General features: G+C 50.0%; 21 protein-coding genes. 14 read left to right on the top strand and 7 right to left on the bottom strand.

What is annotated here, in order from left to right:
* Positions 1 to 29 precede the first annotated feature (29 nt).
* Positions 30 to 446 (top strand): C-GCAxxG-C-C family protein, encoded by a 417-nt coding sequence (locus LAJLEIBI_RS10495; RefSeq protein ID WP_006442017.1) that lies wholly within the window; start codon positions 30 to 32, stop codon positions 444 to 446.
* Between the two features lie 14 nt (positions 447 to 460).
* Here LAJLEIBI_RS10495 and LAJLEIBI_RS10490 read toward each other — a convergent pair whose 3' ends face one another.
* Entirely contained in the window at positions 461 to 1,147 is a 687-nt protein-coding gene (locus LAJLEIBI_RS10490; protein WP_006442016.1) for a S1 RNA-binding domain-containing protein, read from the bottom strand.
* A 195-nt stretch (positions 1,148 to 1,342) separates the two neighbouring features.
* On the opposite strand from LAJLEIBI_RS10490, the gene LAJLEIBI_RS10485 reads away from it, so the two are divergent.
* Both LAJLEIBI_RS10485 and LAJLEIBI_RS10480 read left to right on the top strand, forming a co-directional pair.
* Positions 1,343 to 2,989, top strand: coding sequence for a putative manganese-dependent inorganic diphosphatase (locus LAJLEIBI_RS10485; RefSeq protein WP_006442015.1), 1,647 nt, complete (start codon positions 1,343 to 1,345; stop codon positions 2,987 to 2,989).
* Between the two features lie 24 nt (positions 2,990 to 3,013).
* Positions 3,014 to 3,583 carry a flavin reductase family protein gene (locus LAJLEIBI_RS10480; RefSeq protein ID WP_006442014.1) on the top strand — a complete coding sequence of 190 codons (570 nt, stop codon included), beginning with the start codon at positions 3,014 to 3,016 and terminating at the stop codon, positions 3,581 to 3,583.
* 575 nt (positions 3,584 to 4,158) lie between these two features.
* On the opposite strand, the gene LAJLEIBI_RS10475 is transcribed toward LAJLEIBI_RS10480, so the two are convergent.
* Positions 4,159 to 5,529, bottom strand: a complete 1,371-nt coding sequence (locus LAJLEIBI_RS10475) for an MATE family efflux transporter (protein ID WP_006442012.1) — start codon at positions 5,527 to 5,529, stop codon at positions 4,159 to 4,161.
* 258 nt (positions 5,530 to 5,787) lie between these two features.
* Between LAJLEIBI_RS10475 and LAJLEIBI_RS10470 the strand changes: the two genes are divergently transcribed.
* The 3 genes from LAJLEIBI_RS10470 to LAJLEIBI_RS10460 are packed head-to-tail and all read left to right on the top strand — an operon-like array spanning position 5,788 to position 8,556.
* Positions 5,788 to 6,429 (top strand): polysaccharide deacetylase family protein, encoded by a 642-nt coding sequence (locus LAJLEIBI_RS10470; RefSeq protein WP_006442011.1) that lies wholly within the window; start codon positions 5,788 to 5,790, stop codon positions 6,427 to 6,429.
* Positions 6,430 to 6,449: 20 nt separating this feature from the next.
* Complete coding sequence (locus tag LAJLEIBI_RS10465) at positions 6,450 to 7,253, top strand: tRNA threonylcarbamoyladenosine dehydratase (protein WP_006442010.1); 804 nt, start codon at positions 6,450 to 6,452, stop codon at positions 7,251 to 7,253.
* On the top strand, positions 7,240 to 8,556 hold the full coding sequence (locus tag LAJLEIBI_RS10460) for a replication-associated recombination protein A (RefSeq protein ID WP_006442009.1): 1,317 nt from the start codon (positions 7,240 to 7,242) through the stop codon (positions 8,554 to 8,556). The genes LAJLEIBI_RS10465 and LAJLEIBI_RS10460 overlap by 14 nt, the downstream gene beginning before the upstream one ends.
* Before the next feature lie 60 nt (positions 8,557 to 8,616).
* Here the strand turns inward: LAJLEIBI_RS10460 and LAJLEIBI_RS10455 are convergent, their stop codons facing one another.
* On the bottom strand, positions 8,617 to 9,462 hold the full coding sequence (locus LAJLEIBI_RS10455; RefSeq protein WP_006442008.1) for an ABC transporter permease: 846 nt from the start codon (positions 9,460 to 9,462) through the stop codon (positions 8,617 to 8,619).
* Position 9,463: 1 nt separating this feature from the next.
* Positions 9,464 to 10,192 (bottom strand): ABC transporter ATP-binding protein, encoded by a 729-nt coding sequence (locus LAJLEIBI_RS10450; RefSeq protein WP_040434705.1) that lies wholly within the window; start codon positions 10,190 to 10,192, stop codon positions 9,464 to 9,466.
* Positions 10,193 to 10,367: 175 nt separating this feature from the next.
* Here LAJLEIBI_RS10450 and LAJLEIBI_RS10445 point away from each other — a divergent pair, with 175 nt between their 5' ends.
* From LAJLEIBI_RS10445 to LAJLEIBI_RS10415, 7 genes are all read left to right on the top strand, one after another.
* Positions 10,368 to 10,661 carry a hypothetical protein gene (locus LAJLEIBI_RS10445; protein ID WP_006442006.1) on the top strand — a complete coding sequence of 98 codons (294 nt, stop codon included), beginning with the start codon at positions 10,368 to 10,370 and terminating at the stop codon, positions 10,659 to 10,661.
* A 267-nt stretch (positions 10,662 to 10,928) separates the two neighbouring features.
* The gene (gene hrcA, locus LAJLEIBI_RS10440) at positions 10,929 to 11,972 is read left to right on the top strand and encodes a heat-inducible transcriptional repressor HrcA (RefSeq protein WP_006442005.1); all 1,044 of its coding nucleotides are present in this window, start codon (positions 10,929 to 10,931) and stop codon (positions 11,970 to 11,972) included.
* 5 nt (positions 11,973 to 11,977) lie between these two features.
* A complete protein-coding gene (gene grpE, locus LAJLEIBI_RS10435; RefSeq protein WP_006442004.1) occupies positions 11,978 to 12,673 on the top strand; it encodes a nucleotide exchange factor GrpE in 696 nt (231 codons plus the stop codon).
* A 37-nt stretch (positions 12,674 to 12,710) separates the two neighbouring features.
* Positions 12,711 to 14,591 (top strand): molecular chaperone DnaK, encoded by a 1,881-nt coding sequence (gene dnaK / locus LAJLEIBI_RS10430; RefSeq protein WP_006442003.1) that lies wholly within the window; start codon positions 12,711 to 12,713, stop codon positions 14,589 to 14,591.
* A 120-nt stretch (positions 14,592 to 14,711) separates the two neighbouring features.
* Complete coding sequence (dnaJ, locus tag LAJLEIBI_RS10425) at positions 14,712 to 15,899, top strand: molecular chaperone DnaJ (RefSeq protein WP_138262075.1); 1,188 nt, start codon at positions 14,712 to 14,714, stop codon at positions 15,897 to 15,899.
* A gap of 131 nt (positions 15,900 to 16,030) precedes the next feature.
* Positions 16,031 to 17,026 (top strand): collagen-like domain-containing protein, encoded by a 996-nt coding sequence (locus LAJLEIBI_RS18695; RefSeq protein ID WP_050765467.1) that lies wholly within the window; start codon positions 16,031 to 16,033, stop codon positions 17,024 to 17,026.
* Between the two features lie 349 nt (positions 17,027 to 17,375).
* On the top strand, positions 17,376 to 18,737 hold the full coding sequence (locus LAJLEIBI_RS10415; RefSeq protein WP_006441999.1) for an MATE family efflux transporter: 1,362 nt from the start codon (positions 17,376 to 17,378) through the stop codon (positions 18,735 to 18,737).
* Between the two features lie 59 nt (positions 18,738 to 18,796).
* On the opposite strand, the gene LAJLEIBI_RS10410 is transcribed toward LAJLEIBI_RS10415, so the two are convergent.
* The 3 genes from LAJLEIBI_RS10410 to LAJLEIBI_RS10400 are packed head-to-tail and all read right to left on the bottom strand — an operon-like array spanning position 18,797 to position 22,633.
* Positions 18,797 to 20,911, bottom strand: coding sequence for a glycogen debranching protein (locus LAJLEIBI_RS10410; protein WP_006441998.1), 2,115 nt, complete (start codon positions 20,909 to 20,911; stop codon positions 18,797 to 18,799).
* Between the two features lie 33 nt (positions 20,912 to 20,944).
* Positions 20,945 to 21,565 carry a response regulator transcription factor gene (locus LAJLEIBI_RS10405; protein WP_006441997.1) on the bottom strand — a complete coding sequence of 207 codons (621 nt, stop codon included), beginning with the start codon at positions 21,563 to 21,565 and terminating at the stop codon, positions 20,945 to 20,947.
* Between the two features lie 6 nt (positions 21,566 to 21,571).
* Positions 21,572 to 22,633: a sensor histidine kinase gene (locus tag LAJLEIBI_RS10400; RefSeq protein ID WP_006441996.1), complete on the bottom strand. Its 1,062-nt coding sequence runs from the start codon at positions 22,631 to 22,633 to the stop codon at positions 21,572 to 21,574.
* A 115-nt stretch (positions 22,634 to 22,748) separates the two neighbouring features.
* Between LAJLEIBI_RS10400 and LAJLEIBI_RS10395 the strand changes: the two genes are divergently transcribed.
* Positions 22,749 to 23,678 (top strand): ABC transporter ATP-binding protein, encoded by a 930-nt coding sequence (locus LAJLEIBI_RS10395; RefSeq protein ID WP_006441995.1) that lies wholly within the window; start codon positions 22,749 to 22,751, stop codon positions 23,676 to 23,678.
* Positions 23,679 to 23,683 lie beyond the last annotated feature (5 nt).

Genomic DNA, 23,683 nt, shown 5'->3' with positions numbered 1-23,683 from the left:
TTGGATCTGTTCTGCAAAGGAGGAAGAATATGACAGCAGATAAGCATACAGCGGTTGAGAAATTCAGAAAGGACTACAACTGCTGCCAGGCAGTGGCCTGCGCGTATTGTGAGGAACTGGGCGTAAAGGAAGAAGATGTGTTCAGGATGACGGAAGGCTTTGGTTCCGGTATGGGCGGACTTAAGGATACGTGCGGCGCGGTTGTGGGAATGTTTCTCGTCATAAGTCTTGCAAAGAGCGCGGGAGATATGGAAAATCCGAAGACCACGAAGCTGGAAACATACGACAGTATACTGGAGGCGGCGGAGGAATTTAAAGAAAAAAACCATTCCCTCTACTGCCGGGACCTGAAGACAGAGGAAGGCGGCCAGCCGCTTGCCTGCTGTGTAAAATGCGTGGAAGACGCGGCAAAGATAGTTGATAAATATTTAAGGCGGGACCATTAAGTCCCGCCTGTTCTTTATAATTTGATGTTCTTGAATAAGTCGCCGAGATTTGTACCGATATTTTCGGATTTGGGAATATCGACCTTTTCCTCAACTTCTTCTTTCACTTCTTCGAGGGCTTTCATGCTGAGGCTTATCTTGCCGTCTTTGAGCCCGATGATCTTAACTGTGACCTCATCGCCTGTGTTGAGCACATCCTTTGGCGCTTTTACGCGCTTCTGGCTTATCTGGGATACGTGCACGAGACCGGAGAGACCGTCTTCGAGACGAACAAAAGCTCCGTAGTTCTGGAGGCTTTCCACCGTGCCCTTTACCACGCTGCCGATCTTAACGCTTGCGATCTTCGCCTCTTTTTCTTTTCGTTCCTTTTCCTTGAGAATCTCGCGGGCAGATAATACAAGCCGGTTGTTTGCCTGGTCAACGTCAATGACCTGTACTTCGATATCTTTTAAGAGATAGGTCTCCAGATCTTCGATATAAGACAAGGAGAGCTTGGATGCGGGAATGAATCCGCGCAGGCCTTCCACCATCGCAATGGCGCCCCCATTTACGATCCCTTCGATCTTTACCGGGAGAACAGTGCCTTTTTCCATGTAGTTCTTTACGACATTCCACGGATTGGCATCGTCAAAATGCGCCTCCAGATCCGCCATCGTCTGCGGCTCGTTTACTGCTTCATCATGTAATAATTCTTCGCTCATAGTAAAATCCTTTCTAACATATAATATGCGGCCCCGCAGGGTCCGCACTGTCTGACATGTGACATTATTAATAGTATAGCATAAAAGGTACAGGATGTTCAAAGAAAAAAACATATATGTGGAAAAATTAGGTTGACGAAAACTGCAAAAAATGGCACTCTTACTATTAGAGGTCAATTTGCAAGGAGTGAAACCATGGGAAAAAAAGCTGGGAAAGTGTATGTGGTCGGGCATAAGAATCCGGATACGGACTCGGTCTGTTCCGCTATCGCATATGCGTATTTGAAAAAAGAGATCACCGGGGAAGAGTATGTTGCCAGAAGAGCCGGACAGATCAATGAGGAGACACATTATGTGCTGGAGAAGTTCGGTGTGGAGCCTCCGGCGCTTCTGTCAAATGTAAAGCTTCAGGTTAAAGATATGGATATACACAAAATAGACGGGGTTGCGCCAAATGTGTCCATCAAGGATACGTGGGCAAAGATGAAGGCGAATAATGTAAAGACGATCCCTGTGCTGAAGGAGGATGAGCTGGTGGGGGTCATCTCTACCGGGGATATCGCCACTTCCTACATGGAGGTGTATGACAGTACGATCCTGTCCAAGGCCAAGACGCAGTACAAGAACATTATCAGGACGCTGGACGGCAGGCTTGTCACAGGGAATGAACACGGATATTTTACGAAAGGGAAGGTGGCCATCGGGGCATCCAACCCGGATCTGATGGCAGAATTTATCGAGAAGGATGATCTCGTGATACTCGGCAACCGGTATGAGTCACAGGCGTGCGCCGTGGATGTGGACGCAAGCTGCATCGTAGTGTGTCAGGGGGCTGAGGTGCCGGAGGAACTTATCCTGAAAGCAGAAGAGCAGAGCATTGTCATAATCAGCACACCCCACGACACGTTCACCGCGGCGAGACTGATCAACCAGAGCATACCGGTGAAGCATTTTATGAGCCAGGGGCCTCTCACGACGTTCCGTATGAGTGATTATGTGGAAGATATCAAAGAGGTGATGACGAAGAAGAAATTCCGTGATTTCCCGATACTGGACCGGCACGGGCGGTTCAAGGGCTTTATATCCAGGCGGCGGTTCATGGATGTGAGTAAGAAGAAAGTGATCCTTGTGGACCACAATGAGAAGTCCCAGGCAGTGGACGGCATTGAGGAGGCGGAGATCGTAGAGATCATCGATCATCACAGACTCGGCAGCATAGAGACGATGGGTCCGGTGTTCTTCCGCAACCAGCCGGTCGGCTGTACGGCTACGATCATCTGCCAGATGTACGAGGAGGCAGGTATAAAGCCGGGACGCACGATGGCGGGCCTGCTCTGCTGTGCGATCATATCAGATACGCTCTTATTCCGCTCACCGACCTGCACGGCGCTGGATGAGCAGACGGCCAGGAAGCTGGCAAAGATCGCGGACATCAATATGGAAGAGATGGCCAAGGAGATGTTCAACGCCGGAAGCAGTCTGAAGGGCAAGAGCGCGGAAGATATCTGTTTCCAGGATTTCAAGCAGTTCACGGTCAACGACGCCGTATTCGGCGTTGGACAGATCAATTCCATGAGCAGGGAAGAGCTGGCGGAGATCAAGGATATGCTCAAGGAACATCTCCCGAAGGTGTTGAAAGAGCACAACCTGCAGATGATCTATTTCATGCTGACAGATATACTGGGTGAATCCACAGAGCTTATGTGCTGCGGCACAGGCGCGAAAGCATATGTGACGGACGCGTTCGATCTGCCGGAAGACTCTGAGAAAATCATACTGAAGGGCGTGGTGTCACGCAAGAAGCAGCTCATACCTGCGCTCGTTGGAGTGCTGCAGCAGTAAGCCGCGCCGGGGAAAGGGAAAAGAATGGGAAAACAGTTATGGAAACCGGGAAATATGCTCTATCCGCTGCCGGCTGTCATGGTCAGCACAGCTGATAAAAGCGGGGAGTCGAACATCATCACAGTGGCGTGGACAGGGACCATCTGTTCCGACCCTGCCATGCTTTATATCTCAGTAAGGCCGGAGCGGTATTCTTACCATATGATAAAGGAGACCGGGGAGTTTGTCGTCAACCTGACGACAGAACGCCTTGCCAGAGCTACAGACTGGTGCGGGGTAAAGTCAGGCAGAGATGTGGATAAATGGAAAGAGATGAAGCTCACAAAGGGAAAGGCACAGAAGCTTTCTTATGCGCCTGTGATCGAGGAGAGCCCGGTAAATATAGAATGCAGGGTGACCGAGATAAAAGAACTGGGGACCCACCATATGTTTATGGCAGAAGTTGCCGCCGTACAGGCGGATGAGGACTATATGGACAAAAAAGGAAAGTTTGAGCTGAACGCTTCCGGTCTTCTGGCTTACTCCCACGGGGAGTATATGACGCTGGGCAGAAAGCTTGGGAAGTTCGGGTGGAGTGTGAAAAAGAAGTGGTAGTTGGGGGTGTTTTGTGTGGCGGTGGACGGCAAAGGGGGCGGGTGTACAGGGTGTGCAGAAGCGCGCTCCGGCAGTCGGGAAGCTGTAACTTCAGAAGGAGCCGGAATCAGACAACCGAGCCTATTCGGAATGAAATCCTGAAAGGATTTCCTCCCTCAGAGGCTCTCGGGAATGTTATTTGTGATAACATTCCCGTGTCTGATTCCGGCTCCTTCTGCAGCAACAGCTTCCTCGCCCGCCTCCGAACGCGCTTCTGCACACCCTGTACACCCGCCCCCTTTGCCTGTTCATCTCCAGACGGTAAACATTCCCAACTGAAGGCCGTCTCGGGACGCTCAAATGGGTAGACTCGTTTCTGAGGAACAGAGTTTGTGAATATTAGTTTATGGTGTGTCAGGCACGCATTTATAGATGGGGATCCGAAGGTAATTGCCACAGTGTTAATCCATTAAGGTTTACCCAGGGAATCTTACGCGTTGAAGGAATTTGATTCATAGGAGATGTCCCGCAGCTCCCTGCCGCCGTTTTTCTGCCGTACGCTGCAGCTGTTCAAATCCCTACAACAAAATCCCCAATCACTGCTCCCCCAGCGGCCTTACTTTCAGCCGGTAGATTCTCTTTAGCAGAAGTGTGGAGAGAATCACGGACACGATCTCTGCGATGGGGATGGACCACCATACCATGTGGAGTCCGAACACTGTCGCGAAAATATAGGCGACGGGCAGGATCACGATAAGCTGTCTCGCGACGGATACGATGAGACTGTACATACCGTTTCCGAGCGCCTGGAAGACGGAGCCTACGATGATACAGTATCCGGCAAACAGGAAGCTGAGACTTATGATCCGAAGCGCCGGAACGCCGATCTCGATCATATTGTCAGAAGCGTCGAACAATGTTTTCAGCAGGAAACCGGACGATGTCTGGAAGATAACGAAACCGGCCAGCATGATGACGACCGCTATGATCACGCTCAGTTTTGTCGTATCTGTGATGCGCTTTTTATTTCTGGCTCCGTAATTGAAGGCTATGATCGGGATCATGCCGTTGTTCAGCCCGAAAATGGGCATGAAGACGAAGCTTTGCAGCTTGAAATACACTCCGAATACGGCGGCCGCCGTGGAGGAGAACATGAGGAGAATCTTGTTCATTCCAAATGTCATGACCGAGCCGATAGCCTGCATGATAATGGAAGGGATGCCGACTTCGTATATGACGGCGATCGTTCTTCCGTGAGGACGGAATCCCCGCATGTTGATATTGATCTCCCTGTTTTTCTTCAGGTTGAAGAAAAATGACATGGTCACTGCTACGATCTGTCCGATCACGGTAGCTATGGCTGCTCCTGCGACCTCAAGTCTCGGAAAGCCGAACAGACCAAAGATAAGGATCGGGTCAAGAATGATATTGATGACAGCGCCGGTGCCCTGGGTGATCATATTATAGATCGTCTTTCCCGTTGACTGAAGCAGACGCTCGAACGTGATCTGCAGAAAGATGCCGAAGGAGAGCACAGTTATGATCGTGAGATACTGTGTGCCGTATGTTACAATGACGTCGTTGTCTGTCTGTATGGCAAAGAAAAAGTGTGAACCGATCCCGCCGAGCACCGCGAATACGACACAGCTGATGAGACCGAGGAAAAGACCGTTTCTGGCGGCATCGTTGGCGCCTTCGTAATTCTTTTCCCCAAGGTTGCGAGAGAGCAGCGCGTTGATGCCTACACCGGTTCCGGCAGCTACCGCGATCATCAGTGTCTGGATCGGGAAGGCGAGTGAGACCGCAGTCAGGGCGTCTTCGCTGAGCTGGGCGACAAACATACTGTCCACGATATTATATAAAGCCTGCACGAGCATAGAAAGCATCATTGGCAGGGACATGGTAATTAACAGTCTGGGAATTGGCATAACACCCATTTTATTTTCTTGCTTCTGTATTTCTGGCATGTGTGAGTCCTCCTTTGTGTTATAGTACAGCAAGGGCTATTATACCACCATAAAAAATATAATGCAATCAGCCTCATACTAATTTCTTATGATTCATATACATTAGAGAAGTATACAGGTCAGAAAGAAGGAAGAGGCTGTAACGTGGAGCATCAGAATAAAAGACGCGCAATACCTGGCAGGCCGGGCAGACATAAAGTGCTTTATTTTTGTGGATTGGCATATACGCTTTGCCTGTTCAGCATACTTGGCATATCAATGGATCTGAATAACAAAACAGGAGCAGAAGATTCCGGACAACTGAAAGAAGCAGTCGATTTCGTAGATTCTTCGGTCGTCAGGGAGGCGCCCAGGATCGCCCTCACCTTTGATGACGGCCCCAATGCCCAGTGTACGGGCAGGCTGCTGGACGGACTGAAAAAAAGAGGGGTGAAGGCCACATTTTTCCTGATCGGCATGAACGCAAAAGACAACCCGGATCTTGTGAAACGCATATACGAGGAAGGGCACCTTATTGGAAATCATACATACCATCATGTGGACATCACAAAAAAGTCTGACGAGGAGGCCAGGAAAGAAATTGAGGACACCGATAAGGTGATATCCTCTGTCACAGGAGAACACGTGGAATACATGCGCCCGCCTTTCGGCGTATGGCAGAAGAATCTGGAGCTTGAGATGGATGTGATGCCTGTGATGTGGTCGGTGGACCCGCTTGACTGGACGACAGAGAATACAGATGAAATTGTGAATAAGGTAGTGACGGAAACGGAGGAAAATGATATTATTCTATTGCACGACTGTTATGAATCCTCTGTGGATGCGGCTCTTAGAATTGTTGACATCCTGCAGAAAAAAGGGTTTGAGTTCGTGACAGCAGATAAATTGATCATGGAATAAAAGGAGCAGGGCTTTACATTATGATAAATGAATTTTCAAGGACAGAACTGCTGATCGGGGCAGAGAAGCTTCATATATTAAGAAAGAGCACCGTGATGGTGCTCGGTGTCGGCGGTGTCGGTTCACACTGTATTGAAGCGCTGGCGCGGTGCGGCGTCGGCCGTCTCGTCCTCGTGGACAATGACACCGTATCACTGACGAACATCAACCGCCAGTCCATCGCCGCACACAGTACGATCGGACGGTTTAAGACGGAAGTGATGCGGGAAAGGATAAAAGATATCTGTCCGGAGACGGAGGTGGTGACTTATGAGACTTTCGTACTGCCGGACAATGTGGAGGAGCTGTTTTCGCAGCGTCCGGACTATGTCATAGATGCGATAGATACGGTCACCGCCAAACTGGCGGTAGTAGAGAAAGCGCTGGAATACGGGATACCTGTCATCAGCAGTATGGGGACAGGCAACAAACTGCACGCGGAACTGTTTGAGATCGCGGATATCAGCAGGACTTCGGTCTGCCCGCTCTGCAAGGTGATGCGCAGAGAACTGAGGGCGCGGGGCATCCGTCATCTGAAGGTACTGTATTCAAAAGAGAAGCCGGTGGATATATCTGCCAGAGCATCCGAAGAAGACAAGGGAAGCAGGCGTTCTCTGCCCGGAAGCATTTCCTTTGTTCCGCCTGTTGCGGGGCTGCTCATAGCAGGCGAAGCGGTCAGGGATATCATGGCAGGCAGCGCGGCAAAGGGGACATACCCCTGTGAAAATGAGGCAGAGGGGACAGACCCCCGTCAGAGAGGTGAAGAAAGAAATGGATTTATTTGATTACGCCAGAGAAAAGAATATGGATAATGAGGCTCCGCTGGCCTCCAGACTCAGGCCTGCAACGCTGGATGAAGTGGTGGGCCAGCAGCATATCATCGGAAAGGACAAGCTCCTGTACAGGGCTATCAAGGCGGACAAGCTGAGCTCCATTATATTTTACGGTCCTCCGGGGACAGGCAAGACGACCCTTGCCAAAGTGATAGCCAACACGACGAGCGCAGAGTTTACACAGATCAATGCGACGGTGGCAGGCAAGAAGGACATGGAAGAAGTCGTAAAACACGCAAAAGAACTTCAGGGGATGTATCAGAAGAGGACGATCCTTTTTGTCGATGAGATCCACCGGTTCAACAAAGGGCAGCAGGATTATCTTCTTCCGTTCGTGGAGGACGGAACGCTCATACTCATCGGCGCAACGACTGAAAATCCGTATTTTGAAGTGAACGGGGCGCTTATTTCCCGCTCCAGCATCTTTGAGCTGCATCCGCTTGACAAGGAAGACATCAGGACGCTGATCCGCCGGGCGCTTACGGATGTGGAAAAAGGGATGGGAAGCTACCAGGCCGTCATAGAGGAGGACGCTCTGGAATTCCTTGCCGACATTGCCGGAGGCGATGCGAGAAATGCCCTGAATGCGGTGGAGCTGGGCGTTCTGACGACGGAGCGGAGTGAGGACGGTAAGATCCACATCACGCTGGACGTGGCGTCTGAGTGTATTCAAAAGAGAGTCGTCCGGTATGACAAGTCCGGGGACAATCATTATGATACGATCTCGGCGTTTATAAAGAGCATGCGCGGTTCCGACCCGGATGCCGCGGTGTATTATCTCGCCAAGATGCTGTATGCGGGAGAGGACATCAAGTTTATTGCCAGAAGGATCATGATCTGTGCCTCTGAGGATGTGGGAAACGCGGATCCTATGGCGCTGAACGTCGCCGTGTCCGCAGCCCAGGCCGCGGAGCGTATAGGCATGCCGGAGGCGCAGATCATCCTTTCCCAGGCGGTACTCTATGTTGCGACGGCGCCAAAGAGCAACTCGGCGGTAAATGCGATCGCAGACGCTATGGAGAATGTGAGACAGCATAAGACGACAGTGCCTCCGCACCTTCAGGATTCACATTACGGGGGCGCAAAGAAGATCGGGCACGGGATCGGCTATAAATATGCCCACGATTATCCGCATCATTATGTGGAGCAGCAGTACCTTCCGTCCGAGATCGCCGGGACACGGTTTTATGAAGCCGGCAGCAACGGATATGAGAAAAAGATAAGTGAATGGATGGAATATATACGCAGCAGATAAATGATAGAGAAAAATGCCGCAGTCCACTGTGAATTACAGCAGGCTGCGGCATCTCTTTTCTTATTTGATATCCCGTTTCTGAAAGCTGACGATGCCGATAATCGCTGCGGCAGCCAGAAAGCACACGGCGACTGTGACGCCGCGTATGGCGGTCGCCCGGGTAAGCCCGGCGGACACGGCGGTCATATTTGTGTCTATGAGGTAGTTCGACAGTGTGGCGGTTATGTGGAACAGCTTTTTGAGAAGCATCTCTCCTAGCATGACAAGAAGTGAGATGAATTCAAGAAAGCATATATTCGCCGCAAGTGAACCGCCGTTTTGCCGGATGAGCATACTGAACATGACAAAGATAGATACAAAGGCGCTTCCGAGCAGCAGTTCAATCCCCGCGGCTTTAAAAAATTCGGGCCAGTAGCCGGCGGATATGTCGCCAAAGCCCCAGAGCGCAGATGAAACGGCAGTTGAGACAGCGGCATATATGAGTGTAAATACGACACCCGTGATGATGCATACGATAAGTTTTGATAAATAGATCTTGCCGCGGCTGTAATTCCTGGAAGCGATATTTTTGATCGTACCGTTATTAAATTCACTTCCGACAAAGAGGGAGACGAGCACTGCAAGCAAAAGTGTCGTGTTGCCGGCGAAGAAAGAGAGCAGCTGCCCGGAGGCGCTCAGTTCATCGTAGCTTGCCGGCACGCCTTCCGTCGTTATATTTACCCCGTTATCATCCAGCGCTTTCTGCTGCTGTTCCATCTGTGCGGACATCTGATCTCCGGCGATCTTGTAGGTGAAATCCAACAGGAAGACCGAAGCGGCGGCGAGCACGACGGTCACGATCAGGCATACCCAGAAATATTTTGCCTTCCCTAATTTATAAAAGTCATTTCTAAGCAAGTTCCTCATCTTACATACCTCCTATTCTTTTTAAGAAATAATCTTCCAGATCCATGGACTTATGAGGGTCAGAGCCGTGGCAGCGCTCCCACAGTTCGTCCTCTGTGAATTCTTCGATCAGTTTCCCCTGATGTATTATGCCGTATCTCGTGGCAAACTTGGACAACTCCCCCAGAATGTGGCTTGAAATAAGGACTGTGATCTCCCGTTCCTTATTTAACTTAAGGATCAGTTCACGGATCTCCTTTATGCCTTCCGGGTCCAGTCCGTTAGTCGGCTCGTCGAGGATGAGCAGTTCCGGGCTGCCGGTTAAGGCGATGGCGATGGCAAGCCGCTGGCGCATTCCGAGAGAAAAGTTTTTGGCTTTTTTCTTTCCTGTGTCGTCAAGGCCTACAAGCGCCAGAATCTCGTCCGCCTGGGCGGTGTCTTCTCCCTGAAGCCTGCACTGAGCGATCAGATTCTCCCGGGCGGTCATGCCGGGATAAAATGCGGGAGATTCGATGACTGTGCCGATCTTCCTGCGGCCTTCGAGAAGGTCGGGCTTTCCAAACAGAAGGATATTTCCGTCGCTTGGCGCGGCGAGACCGGTGATCATCCGGATGAGGGTAGTCTTTCCGGCTCCGTTTTTTCCGATAAACCCGTAGATGTCACCTTTATGTATCGTCATAGAAAGATCACTGACTACAGGGCGGCTGCCGTACCGTTTTGTGATATGGTTCGTTCTCAGTATAACACTCATGTAAATGCCTCCTTTATGTGTATTGCAAATTGTACTATTGATTTAGTACAATAATATAATAGTACAGAAGAAAAGTCAAGTGTAATTTTAAAATGTGGAAGCGCCATTGAGTTTTACGGACAATACAGGTATAATGATTTTATGAGAACGAAACAAGATCAGGAGGATATGTTATATGAAGATTTATGATTCAGTAAAAAAAGAAGAGGTTGAGATCGACGGCACAAAAGGCCTTATAAATGTAATGAAGGACGGGCGCCAGGTCGATCTGTATCTGAAGGAGAAGAAGACAGACGAGGACGGCTATCTTACATGGGATGTGGAACATTGGTCAAGTGTTGACGGAAAGCGTTTTATCCGGTGCTATTCTCTGGAAGGAAGAGTGCTCAGCGAATCGACCGGCCACAATATCTACGATCTGGAAAATGATTTTAAGCCGGAGGAGGCAGAGAGAGCGGAGCTCAGTTAAAAGGCGGCAGGTACATAGGCCATAGAAATAAAGACAGTCCGGGATAGATGAGAAATTGACAGCTATCCCGGATATTTTTGTGTCGCCCGGGCAATGAGGCTTTATGAGGTGATTTATGCGGCGCTGAATATTTTGTGTTTCAATATAAAAAAAGTATAAACAGTGTTGACAAATAAAATCTATAGTGATACATTAATAAACGAAGATATTAGCACTCGGTTTAAAAGAGTGCTAACAGGCTGAAAATCCGGTAAAGGAGGCGAATAGATGGTATCAGAACAAAGGCTGGACGAACGTAAGATGAAGATACTTCACGCGGTCATCCAGAACTATTTGGAGACCGGGGAACCGGTCGGCTCCAGAACCATTTCCAAGTACACGGACTTGAATCTCAGCTCTGCCACGATCAGAAATGAGATGTCGGATCTGGAAGAAATGGGATACATCTTGCAGCCCCATACATCGGCAGGGCGTATTCCTTCAGACCGTGGATACAGGCTCTATGTAGATATGCTGATGGAGGAGAAGGAACAGGAGCTGAATGAGATGCAGGAGCAGATGCTCGACAAGGCAGACAAGATGGAACAGCTTCTGAAACAGGCGGCAAAAGTGCTGGCCAACAGCACGAATTATGCAACCATGGTATCCACTCCGCTCAACAGCGGCAATAAAATAAAATTCCTTCAGCTCTCGCAGGTAGACGAAGAGCAGGTGATCGCAGTTATCGTGCTCGGAGGAAATGTTATCAAGAATAAGATAATCGACATGGAAGAGCCGGTCAGCAATGAGAATCTGCTGAAGCTCAATATGCTGCTTAATACGACGCTCAATGGCATGTCCATCGAAGATATCAACCTGGGACTGATCGCAAGGCTGAAAGAGCAGGCAGGTATACACAGCGAGGTCATCGGCCATGTGCTCGATGCGGTCGCGGATGTGATCCAGGTCGATGATGAGATGCAGATATACACAAGCGGCGCCACGAACATTTTCAAATATCCGGAGCTCAGCGACAAGCAGAGCGCACAGGAGATCATCAGCGCTTTTGAAGAGAAGCAGCAGCTGACAGAGCTGGTGACCCAGACACTGTCACAGGAAGACAATACGGGCATTCAGGTATATATAGGAGATGAGACGCCGGTACAGACGATGAAAGACTGCAGTGTTGTGACCGCAACCTATGAATTAGGCGAAGGGATGAAGGGCACGATAGGTATTATCGGACCGAAGAGAATGGATTATGAACATGTGCTCAAATCTATGAAAAAGCTGCAGAACGAGCTGGACCAGATGTTTCATAATAATGACTAGGAAAGGTGGAAGAACCCTTGGAAAATAATCAGGAAAACAAAAGTAAAGAAGATATGGTAAAAGAGGCAGTGGAGGAAGCGAAAAAGGCGGCATCCGAAGCAGCGGATGAGCAGCCGGAAGATCAGGAGGCCGAAGGCGCCACAGAGGCAGACGGCAAGACGGCAGAGGAGGCGGAAGACGCCAAAGATAACTGCGGGGACGAGGATTCCGACGAGGCTGAAAAGGCCGACAAAAAGATCAAAAAATTTGGCAAGAAGCCAAAGAAAGATAAAAAAGATGAAAAGATCGAGGAACTGACGGACAGACTCACCCGTCAGATGGCAGAGTTTGATAACTTCCGCAAGCGTACGGACAAAGAAAAATCACAGATGTACGAGATAGGAGCGAAAGATATCATAGAAAAGATCCTTCCGGTAGTGGATAACTTCGAGCGCGGACTTGACGCCGCAGCGGAGGAGAAGGAAAATCCGTTTGTACAGGGAATGGATAAGATCTACAAACAGCTTATGACGACGCTGGAAGAGATAGGGGTGAAGCCGATCGAGGCCGTAGGCCAGGAGTTCAACCCGGACTTCCACAATGCGGTGATGCACGTGGATGATGAGGCGCTCGGCGAGAACATTATCGCGGAGGAATTCCAGAAAGGTTATATGTACCGTGACTCTGTAGTGAGACACAGTATGGTAAAAGTAGCAAACTAACACTAAATTTGAAAATAAAAATCAGGAGGAAAAAATCATGGGCAAGATTATTGGTATTGACTTAGGAACAACAAACAGCTGTGTAGCTGTTATGGAAGGCGGACAGCCGACAGTTATCGCAAATACAGAAGGTGCAAGAACAACACCGTCTGTCGTGGCATTCACAAAGACAGGAGAACGTCTTGTAGGTGAGCCTGCAAAACGTCAGGCAGTCACAAATGCTGAGAAGACGATCTCTTCTATCAAGAGAGAGATGGGGTCTGATTACAAAGTTACGATCGACGACAAGAAGTTTTCACCGCAGGAGATCTCTGCAATGATTCTTCAGAAGCTGAAAGCCGACGCGGAAGGCTACCTCGGCGAGAAAGTAACGGAAGCGGTCATCACCGTACCTGCATACTTCAACGATGCTCAGCGCCAGGCTACAAAAGACGCAGGAAAGATCGCAGGACTTGATGTAAAGCGTATCATCAACGAGCCTACGGCAGCAGCGCTCGCTTACGGGCTTGACAATGAAAAAGAGCAGAAGATCATGGTATATGACCTGGGCGGCGGAACATTCGACGTATCTATCATTGAGATCGGCGACGGTGTCATTGAAGTATTGTCTACTGCAGGTAATAACAGACTCGGCGGCGATGACTTTGACCAGAAGATCACAGACTACATGCTGGCAGAATTTAAGAAAAATGAAGGCGTTGACCTGTCCACAGACAAGATGGCGCTCCAGAGACTGAAAGAAGCGGCAGAGAAGGCAAAGAAAGAGTTGTCCTCCGCTACAACGACAAACATCAACCTTCCGTTCATCACAGCTACATCTGAAGGACCGAAGCATTTTGATATGAACCTTACAAGAGCCAAATTCGACGAGCTGACACACGACCTTGTAGAAAAGACAGCAGAGCCGGTTAAGAGAGCGCTCTCCGACGCGGGCCTCAATTCTTCTGAACTTGGCCAGGTACTGCTTGTAGGCGGTTCTACACGTATCCCGGCTGTTCAGGAAGAGGTGAAGCGTCTGACAGGAAAAGAACCAAGTAAATCCCTGAATCCTGACGAATGTGTTGCACTCGGCGCATCCGTACAGGGCGGAAAGCTTGCCGGAGACGCAGGCGCAGGCGACGTACTTCTTCTCGACGTAACGCCGCTGTCACTGTCAATTGAGACAATGGGCGGAGTGGCTACAAGACTGATCGAGAGAAATACGACGATCCCGACAAAGAAGAGCCAGATATTCTCCACAGCCGCAGACAATCAGACAGCTGTTGATATCAATGTTGTACAGGGTGAGAGACAGTTTGCCAAAGACAACAAGTCACTCGGCCAGTTCAGACTGGATGGAATCCCGCCGGCTCCGCGCGGAATCCCGCAGATCGAAGTTACATTTGACATCGATGCCAACGGTATCGTAAATGTATCCGCAAAAGACCTCGGCACAGGCAAAGAGCAGCACATCACCATCACAGCCGGCTCTAATATGTCTGACGACGATATCGATAAGGCAGTAAAAGAAGCAGCTGAATTTGAAGCACAGGATAAGAAGCGTAAAGAAGGCATTGACGCGAAGAATGATGCGGATGCGCTTGTATTCCAGACAGAGAAAGCCATGGGTGAAGTCGGAGACAAGATCGACGCTGCAGACAAAGAAGCGGTAGAAGCTGACTGCAAGGCATTGAAAGAGATTCTTGAAAAAGCAAATACAGAGACCCTTACGGACGCTCAGATCGCAGAGATCAAAGCAGGTAAGGAAAAGCTGATGGAAAGTGCCCAGAAGTTGTTCACAAAAGTTTACGAACAGGCCGGCGCGCAGGCAGGAGCAGGACAGCAGGGTCCGGGTCCTGACATGGGAGCAGGAGCAGGTCCGGCACCAGACGGATTTGCAGGCGATGATGTAGTAGACGGAGATTACAAAGAAGTCTAAGAGCACTCGGCAGAACGGTTATAGCTCAGTGTAAGAAGGCTGTTCCGGGGAACCTGGCGGTATAAGCCCGGTCCCCCGGAACTTGTCTTTGTCGACTTCCATGAAGGAAAGGGATGAACAATGGCAGAATCAAAGAGAGATTACTATGAAGTGCTCGGTGTCAGCAAAGATGCTGACGACGCAACTTTAAAGAAGGCATACAGACAGGTTGCCAAAAAATATCACCCTGATATGAACCCGGGAGACGCGGAGGCGGAGAAGAAGTTCAAGGAAGCTTCCGAAGCCTACGCTGTTCTCAGCGACCCGGAAAAACGCCGTCAGTATGACCAGTTCGGCCACGCTGCCTTTGAAGGCGGTGCAGGCGGCGCCGGAGGATTCGGAGGCTTTGACTTCGGCGGGGCTGATTTCAGTGATATCTTCGGAGATATCTTCGGCGATCTGTTCGGCGGAAGCGGCCGGCGCGGACGCGGAAGCCAGGGTCCGATGAAAGGCATGAATATCCGCAAGAGCGTGAGGATCACATTTGAAGAGGCAGTGTTTGGCTGTGAAAAAGAGATAGAGGTCGTGCTGAAAGACCCATGTCCGAAATGCGGCGGTACAGGCGCAAAGCAGGGGACGTCCCCGGAGACATGCTCCAAGTGCGGCGGCAAGGGACAGGTAGTCTACACGCAGCAGTCCTTCTTCGGCACCGTGCAGAATGTACAGACTTGTCCGGACTGTCATGGAACCGGTAAGATCATACGGGAAAAATGTCCGGATTGTACCGGTACAGGATTTGTAGCGTCCAAGAAAAAGATAGCAGTATCTATCCCGGCCGGCATCGACAACGGACAGAGCGTGCGCATCAGAGAGAAAGGCGAGCCGGGCGCAAACGGCGGACCGAGGGGAGACCTTCTCGTTGAGGTGGTTGTCTCAAGGCATCCGATCTTCCAGCGTCAGGATATGCACATATTCTCAACCGTGCCGATCTCATTTGCCCAGGCAGCGCTCGGCGCGGATGTGAAGATCAAGACCGTGGACGGCGATGTACTCTACTCTGTAAAACCAGGAACAAAGACCGACACGAAAGTGCGCTTAAAAGGCAAGGGGGTACCGTCGCTTCGCAATGCCCAGGTGCGCGGCGACCACTATGTGACCCTTATCATCCAGACACCGGAACACTTAAGTTCCGAGGCGAAAGAGGCGCTCCGCAAGTTCGATGAACTGACCGGAAATACCCTGAACCAGAACAAAGATGAAGGTACGAAGGGTACAAAAGGAAAAAAGAAAGGCTTTATGGATAAAATGAAAGAAGCCTTTGACGATTAATATGAACCCCGGAAAACCAACGTTTTCCGGGGCTTTTTATGCAAAGTTTTAAAACAACCTGACATGTGTCCCTCTTTGTCCCGGTGACAGTTGATAAGATACAACTATCACATAACGAGGAGGAACACAAAATGGAAGAAAACACAAACTTCATACCGGAAATTTATATCGGTGAAAATGGAAACTGGTTTATCAACAATTATGACACGGGAGTCAAAGCAAGAGGAGACGACGGTATCACGCCGCATATCGGCGCCAACGGAAACTGGTACATAGGTGATACAGATACGCAGGTGCCTGCAACCGGTCCGAAAGGCGATAAGGGTGACAGAGGAGAGACTGGTCCGGTGGGCCCTCAGGGCGCAACCGGAGCTACAGGACCGCAGGGCTTGACGGGACCTCAGGGGCTGACAGGTCCGCAGGGTCCGACGGGTGCTACAGGACCACAGGGAGCCACAGGTCCAAAAGGAGATACCGGCTCGGCTGGAGCTCAGGGACCAACCGGAGCCACAGGACCCAAAGGCGATCCCGGAACAGCCGGTCCGCAAGGTATAAAAGGAGACCCCGGAGTGGCTGGCCCACAAGGACCAAAAGGCGACAAGGGTGATACCGGCCCAGCTGGAGCACCGGGTCCGCAGGGAATCCAGGGACCAAAAGGCGATAAAGGAGATCAGGGTCCGGCCGGTCCGGTGAATATTGCGAATAACATTGAAACTACAGAGGAAGGATATGCGCTAGATGCCCGGCAGGGGAAGGTGCTGTCGGATATGGTGAATAGCAGACTATATATAGCAGATATTACAAGTTTGGAGTCGTGGCACAAGATAATAAAGTATTCAGACGGAACTGTGATACTCTATGGTGCAAAACAGTTCACAGGGATCGTATGTACGACGTTATCTGTTGGAAAGTATGTTACATCCAGCTTATATTTCTCGAAAGTGCCTGCGGGCATAACAATCAACAATCTTGTCACATCTCTTGGGAATGGTTCTATAGACGGACGAATCTATTTTAAGCGTACGACGATAAGCGGCGGCGAGGTAAGGTGTTCGTTTTATAGCGACACTTCGGCGTCCGGATTATCGATGAATGCGGCCATCGTTGCTTATGGTACATGGTCATGATTGACAAGGGGAACGGAGACAGCTATAATTGCACTATAAAGAATATTAAGAAAAGGTGAGTACAATGTTATTTGGGAAATTTTGCATTGATTACAGCTCCGCACAATTTGATACTTCAAAGCATTGTACGGAGCCTGATGAATACGAGAACGTTTAGATCAAGGTTTGTTCCGGCATGACAGTTTAGTCCGGAGCTTTGTTCTCGTATTCTTATCTTTATTTGATATTTGGGGCAGCAGACAGTGTTTTGTCTGCTGCCTTTTGCATATAGCTAGAGTTTTTTGCAGAGGGCGCACTGTCACCGTGTTTCCCCTCTGTTTTTTTTGTGTTGAGAAAGGAATTAGTGAAAATGAAAGAAGTACAAGATTTAACTACCGGAAGCGTACCCAAAAAAATGATTTTGTTTGCACTTCCTTTATTATTTGCCAATCTGCTGCAGTCTGTTTACAGCATAGCAGATATGGTTGTTGTTGGAAATATCGTAGGCGAAACAGGGCTTGCCGCGATCAGCAATGCATCTATGGTGAGTTTTATCATTAATTCTGTCTGCATTGGCATTACGATGGGCGGCACGGTTTTGACCGCTCAGTATAAAGGAGCGAATGACGAACAGGGACAGATTGAGACGGCTGGAACATTATTTGGAATATCCCTCATTGCCTCATTTATCATTACGGTCATAGGACTGTTCGTATATGCCCCCCTTTTTCAAGTGCTGAATGTTCCGGCGGCTTCCATGCAGGACGCCTGCGAATATATGAAGATCGTCTGCTGCGGTACGGTATTTGTATTTGGCTACAATGCGGTATGTTCCGTTATGAAAGGGCTGGGAGATTCCAAAAGCCCGCTTTATTTTGTTGCGACTGCGGCTGTTGTAAATATTGTGCTGGATTTTATATTAGTTGGTCCGTTCGGTATGGGAACAGCAGGCGCCGCTTGCGCAACTGTTTTTTCGCAGGGGGGTTCGCTTTTTGTCTCCATCGTTTACTTGAAAAAGAAAACAGCTGTCTTTGATTTTGAGTTAAACCGCTTTGTCGTAAGATGGGGTACACTGAGGGCTATTTTAAAGGTTGGGCTTCCTGCCGCTGTTCAAATGGCAGTTGTCAATGTCTCTTATCTTCTGATCACAGGGATGCTCAACAATTTCGGAGTATCCGTTGCCGCGGCGTCCGGCGTCGGCCTTAAGGTCAACACATTTGCGGGTATGCCATGCTGGGCTGTCGGGCAGGCGGTCACTGCTATGGCAGGGCAGAATATGGGCGCGGATGATATGGAGCGCGTGAGAAAGACAACAAAGACCGGGCTGTATTTGAATGTATGTATTACCTTGATGGCAGTTATCTTTGTGCAGCTGTCTGCAGAACAGATCATCATGCTGTTTGAACCGGAAAGTTCAGAAGTCATCAAAGGCGGTGTCCTGTATCTGAGAATATGCTGCGGTATTAACAGTTTGATCTACGCGGTCATGTACACGTTTGACTCCTTTGCGATCGGCATTGGCTCCGCGGGTACCGCTATGGTAAATGCACTTCTGGACGCGGCAGTTGTCCGGCTTCCTGTATGCTGGCTGCTGGCTTTTGCAGTTGATATCGGTTTTTCAGGAATATATATCGGTCAGGCAGTTTCTCCCATATTGCCCGCGGCCGTCGGATTATTATATTTTAAAAGTAACGTATGGGCAAAAAAGAAACTCATACGCCAATGCAGTTGATAGGTCTGCTTTTATTGTGGTCTGTCCGGGCACTGAAAGGAGAGAGGCCCTGCTCTCCCTTACTGCGCTACGAGCACGATACTGGAGCGCTCTCCCATGAGAAAGTGCCCGGAATCCAGAGGAGCGGGTGTTTCAAAGCAGGTGCGGTCCGTGTCTCCGGTATTGGCGGCAGTATGCCAGCGGAGATGGTCGGGAAGCTCCGGCAGGGTGATGGTCACAGACTCCCAGTATGCATTGACTGCAATGTAGATGATATCATCTGTTTTCCGCGCCTCGTCGTAGCCTGCATACATGATGCCGATGACTCTGGTGTCTGCGCCGTAGGAGGCATCCCACGGCGTCTCGCCGTGCAGGCTTACTTCCGGCAGTCCGTACCGGTTCGGGCGGCAGGTGCCACGGATGGACGCATGCCGGCGGCGGAAATGTATCATGAACCGGAAGAAGCGGAAGATATCCTGATTCTTCTCAAGCATCTCCCAGTTAAGCCAGGATATCTCGTTGTCCTGGCAGTATGGATTGTTGTTGCCGTACTGAGTATTGCAGAACTCATCCCCGGCAAGGAACATCGGTATGCCGCGGCTGCACATGAGCACAAGGCAGGCATTTTGGATCATCCGCCTGCGCAGCGCGTTCACCGCAGGATCGGAGGTCTCCCCTTCCGCGCCGCAGTTCCAGCTGCGGTTGTCATTGCTCCCGTCTGTGTTATCCCAGCCGTTGGCCTCATTATGCTTTGTGTTGTACGCATACAGATCATAGAGTGTAAATCCGTCGTGACAGGTGATGAAGTTGACGGAGGCATTCTTGCCCCGGATCTCCGGGTCATACAAGTCGGGGGAACCGATCATACGCTGGGCGGCCGCCCCTGCGCACCAGAGGCCTCCTTTTAAGAATTCCCGGAGGTCGTCCCGGTAGCGTCCGTTCCACTCAGACCACCGTTTGAGGTCGGAGAAGTCTCCGACCTGATACAGTCCTCCTGCGTCCCAGGCTTCGGCGATGAGCTTTGTGTTGCCGAGGATCGGGTCAAAGGCAAGCGCCTTGATGAGCGGCGGATGCTCCATCGGGGAGCCGTCCTCATTTCGCCCGAGGATGGAGGCAAGGTCGAAACGAAAGCCGTCGATGCGGTAAGTTTCCACCCAGTAGCGGAGACAGTCCACGATCATCCGCTGGACGATAGGGTGATTGCAGTTCATTGTGTTGCCGCAGCCGCTGAAATTATAATAATAGCCTTCCGGCGTGAGCATGTAGTAGATGTTGTTGTCAAATCCTTTGAAAGAGAAGACCGGCCCTTTTTCATCTCCCTCGGCTGTGTGGTTGAACACGACGTCCAGGATGATCTCCATGCCGTTGTCGTGCAGCGCCTTGACGAGCTGTTTCAGCTCAAGTCCTTCCCGGTTGTACTCCACGGCGGATGTGTAGCTTGTGTTCGGCGCGAAAAAGCTGACCGTGCTGTATCCCCAGTAATTGAGCAGCTCTTTTCCATCTACAGTGCGCCGGTCCATCAGCTCGTCAAATTCAAAGATAGGCATTAATTCTATGGCGTTCACGCCGAGTGTTTTGAGATATGGGATTTTTTCTATGATACCTTTAAAGGTACCGGGGGCGGTCACATCCTGGGCCATTTTTGTAAATCCGCGGACGTGCATTTCATAGATGATGAGTTCATCAAATGGTATCTGAGACGGGGATTCTGCGCCCCAGTAAAAATTATTTCTGACGACCCTGGCACGGTATCCGTCCGAACTCGCCTTTTTACCCCACGTGCTCTGGCCGGTGACGGCTTTGGCGTACGGGTCGATGAGAATATTGTCTTTGCTGAAAAGCAGGCCTTTCTCCGGGTCATACGGCCCGTCAAGCCGGAACGCATATTCAAATTTTTCCACATCAAGGCCGAAGATAAAGATGGAGAACACGTGGCCGATGCGGTAACAGTCCGGTACGGGAATGACGGCGTAAGGCTGCGTCTCCGTGCGGTGGTACAGCAGTATCTCGCACGATACCGCTCCCTGGGAATGTACGGTGAAGATTACGCCGTTGGGCATTGCCCAGGCGCCGTTGTGGTCATAAAAGCCGGGGCGTATTTTAAAGCCGTTGACGGTGTCAAGCGGCTTCAGATGATGATAGGCCGGTGCCAGGGGTGTATCCAGTTCAAGTGTGTCATAGTCTAGATCTGTCATGCAGATGCCTCCTTCTATGGGTGTGGTGGGCAGTTACAGATGCTGATAGTAGAAGACCGCAAGCTGTGTCCGGTCTCTCAGGTCCAGTTTATCCAGTATGTTGCTCAGATAATTACGGACAGTTCCTTCACTCAGAAACATTTTTTCGGCGATCTCCTTGTTGCTGAAGCCGTCCGCGACGAGGGTGATGAGCGTATATTCTTTTTCGCCGATATCGCAGGACGCATAGTCAAATCCACTTTTTTTCTGCAGCAGATCCGGGATCTTGGATATGATCTCTGTCCCGAATACGGTCTGTCCTGTGTGTACGGCTTTGACTGCGGGGATGATACTGTTGTAATCCTGTTTGAGCAGATAGCCCTTTACGCCGCATTTTAAAGCCTTCACGATATATTCATCGTCTGAGAATGTAGTCAGAAGAAGAATACGGGCGTCCGGGTAATCGGAGAGGATCATGCGGGACGCGTCAAGTCCGTTCAGTTTTTTCATGCGGATATCCATGAGCAGTACGTCCGGCTTCAGTTCGCCGTAAAGCCGCACTGCGTCCTCCCCGTCCTCTCCGGTACCCGCCACATGGAGGGTGTCATCAGATTCCAGTATCGTTTTCAGAGCATTGGAGACGAGTATGTCATCATCTACAACGAGTATATTCATAGTCAGTTAATCCTCCCTTTTTGGTATTGTAATAAAGATGCGGAAGCCTTTTTCGGTCTGCAGCTGCATCGTACCGCGCAGTGTTTCCACCCGGTCTTTCATATTAGTGAGGCCAAGGCCGCTTCCGCGGCTCTTTACGGTTCCGTTGTCCTCGATCACAAGCTGGTACAGCCCGGGGTGTTCCCGGACGATAATGTGAACGTCAGTCGCGTTGCTGTGGCGTATGATGTTATTCAGCGCCTCTTTTACGATCGTGATAAAGCTGTATTTGATGCCTCTTGGCACGTCATAGCCCATATCATAGTCCAGATGGATCGGACAGAAGGTGAAGGTGTCGGTAAGACCTGTGAGCGCTTCTTTTAAGTTTATGGATTCATCGTGCAGGTCATGTACGCTTTCACGGACATTTGTCATGGCAGTGTTGAGCGTCTCTTCCAGTTGTATCAGGGAAGACTCTAAAGCAGGCTCTTTGTTCACCGTCCGTATAGCGCCTGTCATCAGGATAGAGCGGGTGAGCATATGTCCCACATTGTCATGTATTTCCCGGGCGATGCGGTTGCGTTCTTTTAAAGTAGCGGTGTACACCTCATAATCCTGGTTTTCAAGGAGCGCGTGGTTCTTTTCCTTCAGCAGCAGATTCCGTTCCGTGCTGTCGTCCCGTGTCTGTTTAAACCGTTGTTCCAGCTGTTCATACCGGTCTGTCTGGAAACAGAGGAGCAGCGATATGCCGCAGCCGAACGCGAGAAGGAGAAACAGCGGCCAGGAGAGCGGCAGGATCCTGCAAAGAGCAGTAACACAGACTGCGGCCAGACCGATATAGTTATCGTACCAGAGACAGGTGTAAAGGACCGCCGGAAGGAAGTACAGAAGAACAGGGAAAAAGACAGCCAGCAAAATATAGAAGGCAGAAGACAGAAAGTGGAACTTTCGTGAATCGACAAAATAGTTGGCAGAGATATAGATGACGGCAGTCAGAAAAGATATGATAAAAGCGGTATCTATGTGCATCAGTAATATAGTTGTAAAGCTGAATATGAGAAGGACGAGCTGGTCAAGTATTCGTTTCATAGAGTTCTCCTTATCTTGTGACAAATGTCATTTTAAGCGCTGACACGTGACACTTACATTATAAAGCGGCGGAAGGTATACTACAAGTAGAAAAGGAGAAGGAGGGCATTTAAACATGATCACGATACAAAATCTGGTAAAAAGGTACGGCAGCCTGCTGGCGCTGGACCATTTAAACCTTGAGATACACGAAGGAGAGATATTTGGACTGCTCGGTCCGAACGGTTCCGGGAAGACGACGGCGATCAACTGTCTGCTGGCGCTTTTGAAATATGACAAGGGGACGATCACGGTCATGGGAAAAGAGATGAGGCCGGACAGTTACAGCGTCAAAAAAGAAATCGGTGTAGTCATGCAGAATGTGGCGGTATTTGAGCAGATGAGCGTGCGAGAGAATATTGATTACTTCTGCGGCCTGTATGTGCGGGATAAAGGAAAACGCCGGGAACTGGTCGATGAGGCGATCCGTTTTGTCGGACTGGAAGATTATACGAAGATGCGGCCGAAGAAATTATCAGGCGGACTTCTGAGGCGGCTGAACATCGCCTGTGGAATCGTCCATAAACCGAAGCTTATCATCATGGATGAGCCTACCGTGGCGGTCGATCCGCAGAGCCGGAATAAAATACTGGAAGGGATCATGGAGCTGAACAGGCAGGGCTCGACGATCATCTATACATCACATTATATGGAAGAGGTGGAACAGATCTGCTCCAGAATAGCCATCATTGACCACGGGCGTGTGCTGGCCACAGGGACAAAGGAAGAGTTAAAGAGCATGATCAAGACAGGCGAGACGATCACGATACAGGCAGCAGCTCTGGAAGAGAAGCATCTGGCACAGATAAAGGAGCTTCCGCATGTATTTGACGTGTCTTACGATGAGCAGACGTTAAAGATCAGGCTGAGCGGAGCGAAACATAATCTTGTGAGAGTGTTGCATTATATGGAAGAACAGGACATTTCATTTGGCAGGGTATTTTCAGAGCTGCCTACACTGAACGACGTATTTCTGGAGATCACCGGGACTGAGCTGAGGGATTAGGAGGG

The sequence above is a fragment of the [Clostridium] hylemonae DSM 15053 genome (genome assembly GCF_008281175.1).
GTDB classification, from domain to species: Bacteria; Bacillota; Clostridia; order Lachnospirales; family Lachnospiraceae; genus Extibacter; species Extibacter hylemonae.
Note: the sequence above shows the minus strand (reverse complement) of the source record. Positions and strands in the feature narration are given on the sequence as shown.

Excerpts from the sequence above, each read along its gene's own strand:
- LAJLEIBI_RS10495 (WP_006442017.1), top strand. The coding sequence starts at position 30 with ATGACAGCAGATAAGCATACAGCGGTTGAGAAATTCAGAAAGGACTAC.
- LAJLEIBI_RS10490 (WP_006442016.1), bottom strand. The coding sequence starts at position 1,147 with ATGAGCGAAGAATTATTACATGATGAAGCAGTAAACGAGCCGCAGACG.
- LAJLEIBI_RS10485 (WP_006442015.1), top strand. The coding sequence starts at position 1,343 with ATGGGAAAAAAAGCTGGGAAAGTGTATGTGGTCGGGCATAAGAATCCG.
- LAJLEIBI_RS10480 (WP_006442014.1), top strand. The coding sequence starts at position 3,014 with ATGGGAAAACAGTTATGGAAACCGGGAAATATGCTCTATCCGCTGCCG.
- LAJLEIBI_RS10475 (WP_006442012.1), bottom strand. The coding sequence starts at position 5,529 with ATGCCAGAAATACAGAAGCAAGAAAATAAAATGGGTGTTATGCCAATT.
- LAJLEIBI_RS10470 (WP_006442011.1), top strand. The coding sequence starts at position 5,788 with ATGGATCTGAATAACAAAACAGGAGCAGAAGATTCCGGACAACTGAAA.
- LAJLEIBI_RS10465 (WP_006442010.1), top strand. The coding sequence starts at position 6,450 with ATGATAAATGAATTTTCAAGGACAGAACTGCTGATCGGGGCAGAGAAG.
- LAJLEIBI_RS10460 (WP_006442009.1), top strand. The coding sequence starts at position 7,240 with ATGGATTTATTTGATTACGCCAGAGAAAAGAATATGGATAATGAGGCT.
- LAJLEIBI_RS10455 (WP_006442008.1), bottom strand. The coding sequence starts at position 9,462 with ATGAGGAACTTGCTTAGAAATGACTTTTATAAATTAGGGAAGGCAAAA.
- LAJLEIBI_RS10450 (WP_040434705.1), bottom strand. The coding sequence starts at position 10,192 with ATGAGTGTTATACTGAGAACGAACCATATCACAAAACGGTACGGCAGC.
- LAJLEIBI_RS10445 (WP_006442006.1), top strand. The coding sequence starts at position 10,368 with ATGAAGATTTATGATTCAGTAAAAAAAGAAGAGGTTGAGATCGACGGC.
- hrcA (WP_006442005.1), top strand. The coding sequence starts at position 10,929 with ATGGTATCAGAACAAAGGCTGGACGAACGTAAGATGAAGATACTTCAC.
- dnaK (WP_006442003.1), top strand. The coding sequence starts at position 12,711 with ATGGGCAAGATTATTGGTATTGACTTAGGAACAACAAACAGCTGTGTA.
- dnaJ (WP_138262075.1), top strand. The coding sequence starts at position 14,712 with ATGGCAGAATCAAAGAGAGATTACTATGAAGTGCTCGGTGTCAGCAAA.
- LAJLEIBI_RS18695 (WP_050765467.1), top strand. The coding sequence starts at position 16,031 with ATGGAAGAAAACACAAACTTCATACCGGAAATTTATATCGGTGAAAAT.
- LAJLEIBI_RS10415 (WP_006441999.1), top strand. The coding sequence starts at position 17,376 with ATGAAAGAAGTACAAGATTTAACTACCGGAAGCGTACCCAAAAAAATG.
- LAJLEIBI_RS10410 (WP_006441998.1), bottom strand. The coding sequence starts at position 20,911 with ATGACAGATCTAGACTATGACACACTTGAACTGGATACACCCCTGGCA.
- LAJLEIBI_RS10405 (WP_006441997.1), bottom strand. The coding sequence starts at position 21,565 with ATGAATATACTCGTTGTAGATGATGACATACTCGTCTCCAATGCTCTG.
- LAJLEIBI_RS10400 (WP_006441996.1), bottom strand. The coding sequence starts at position 22,633 with ATGAAACGAATACTTGACCAGCTCGTCCTTCTCATATTCAGCTTTACA.
- LAJLEIBI_RS10395 (WP_006441995.1), top strand. The coding sequence starts at position 22,749 with ATGATCACGATACAAAATCTGGTAAAAAGGTACGGCAGCCTGCTGGCG.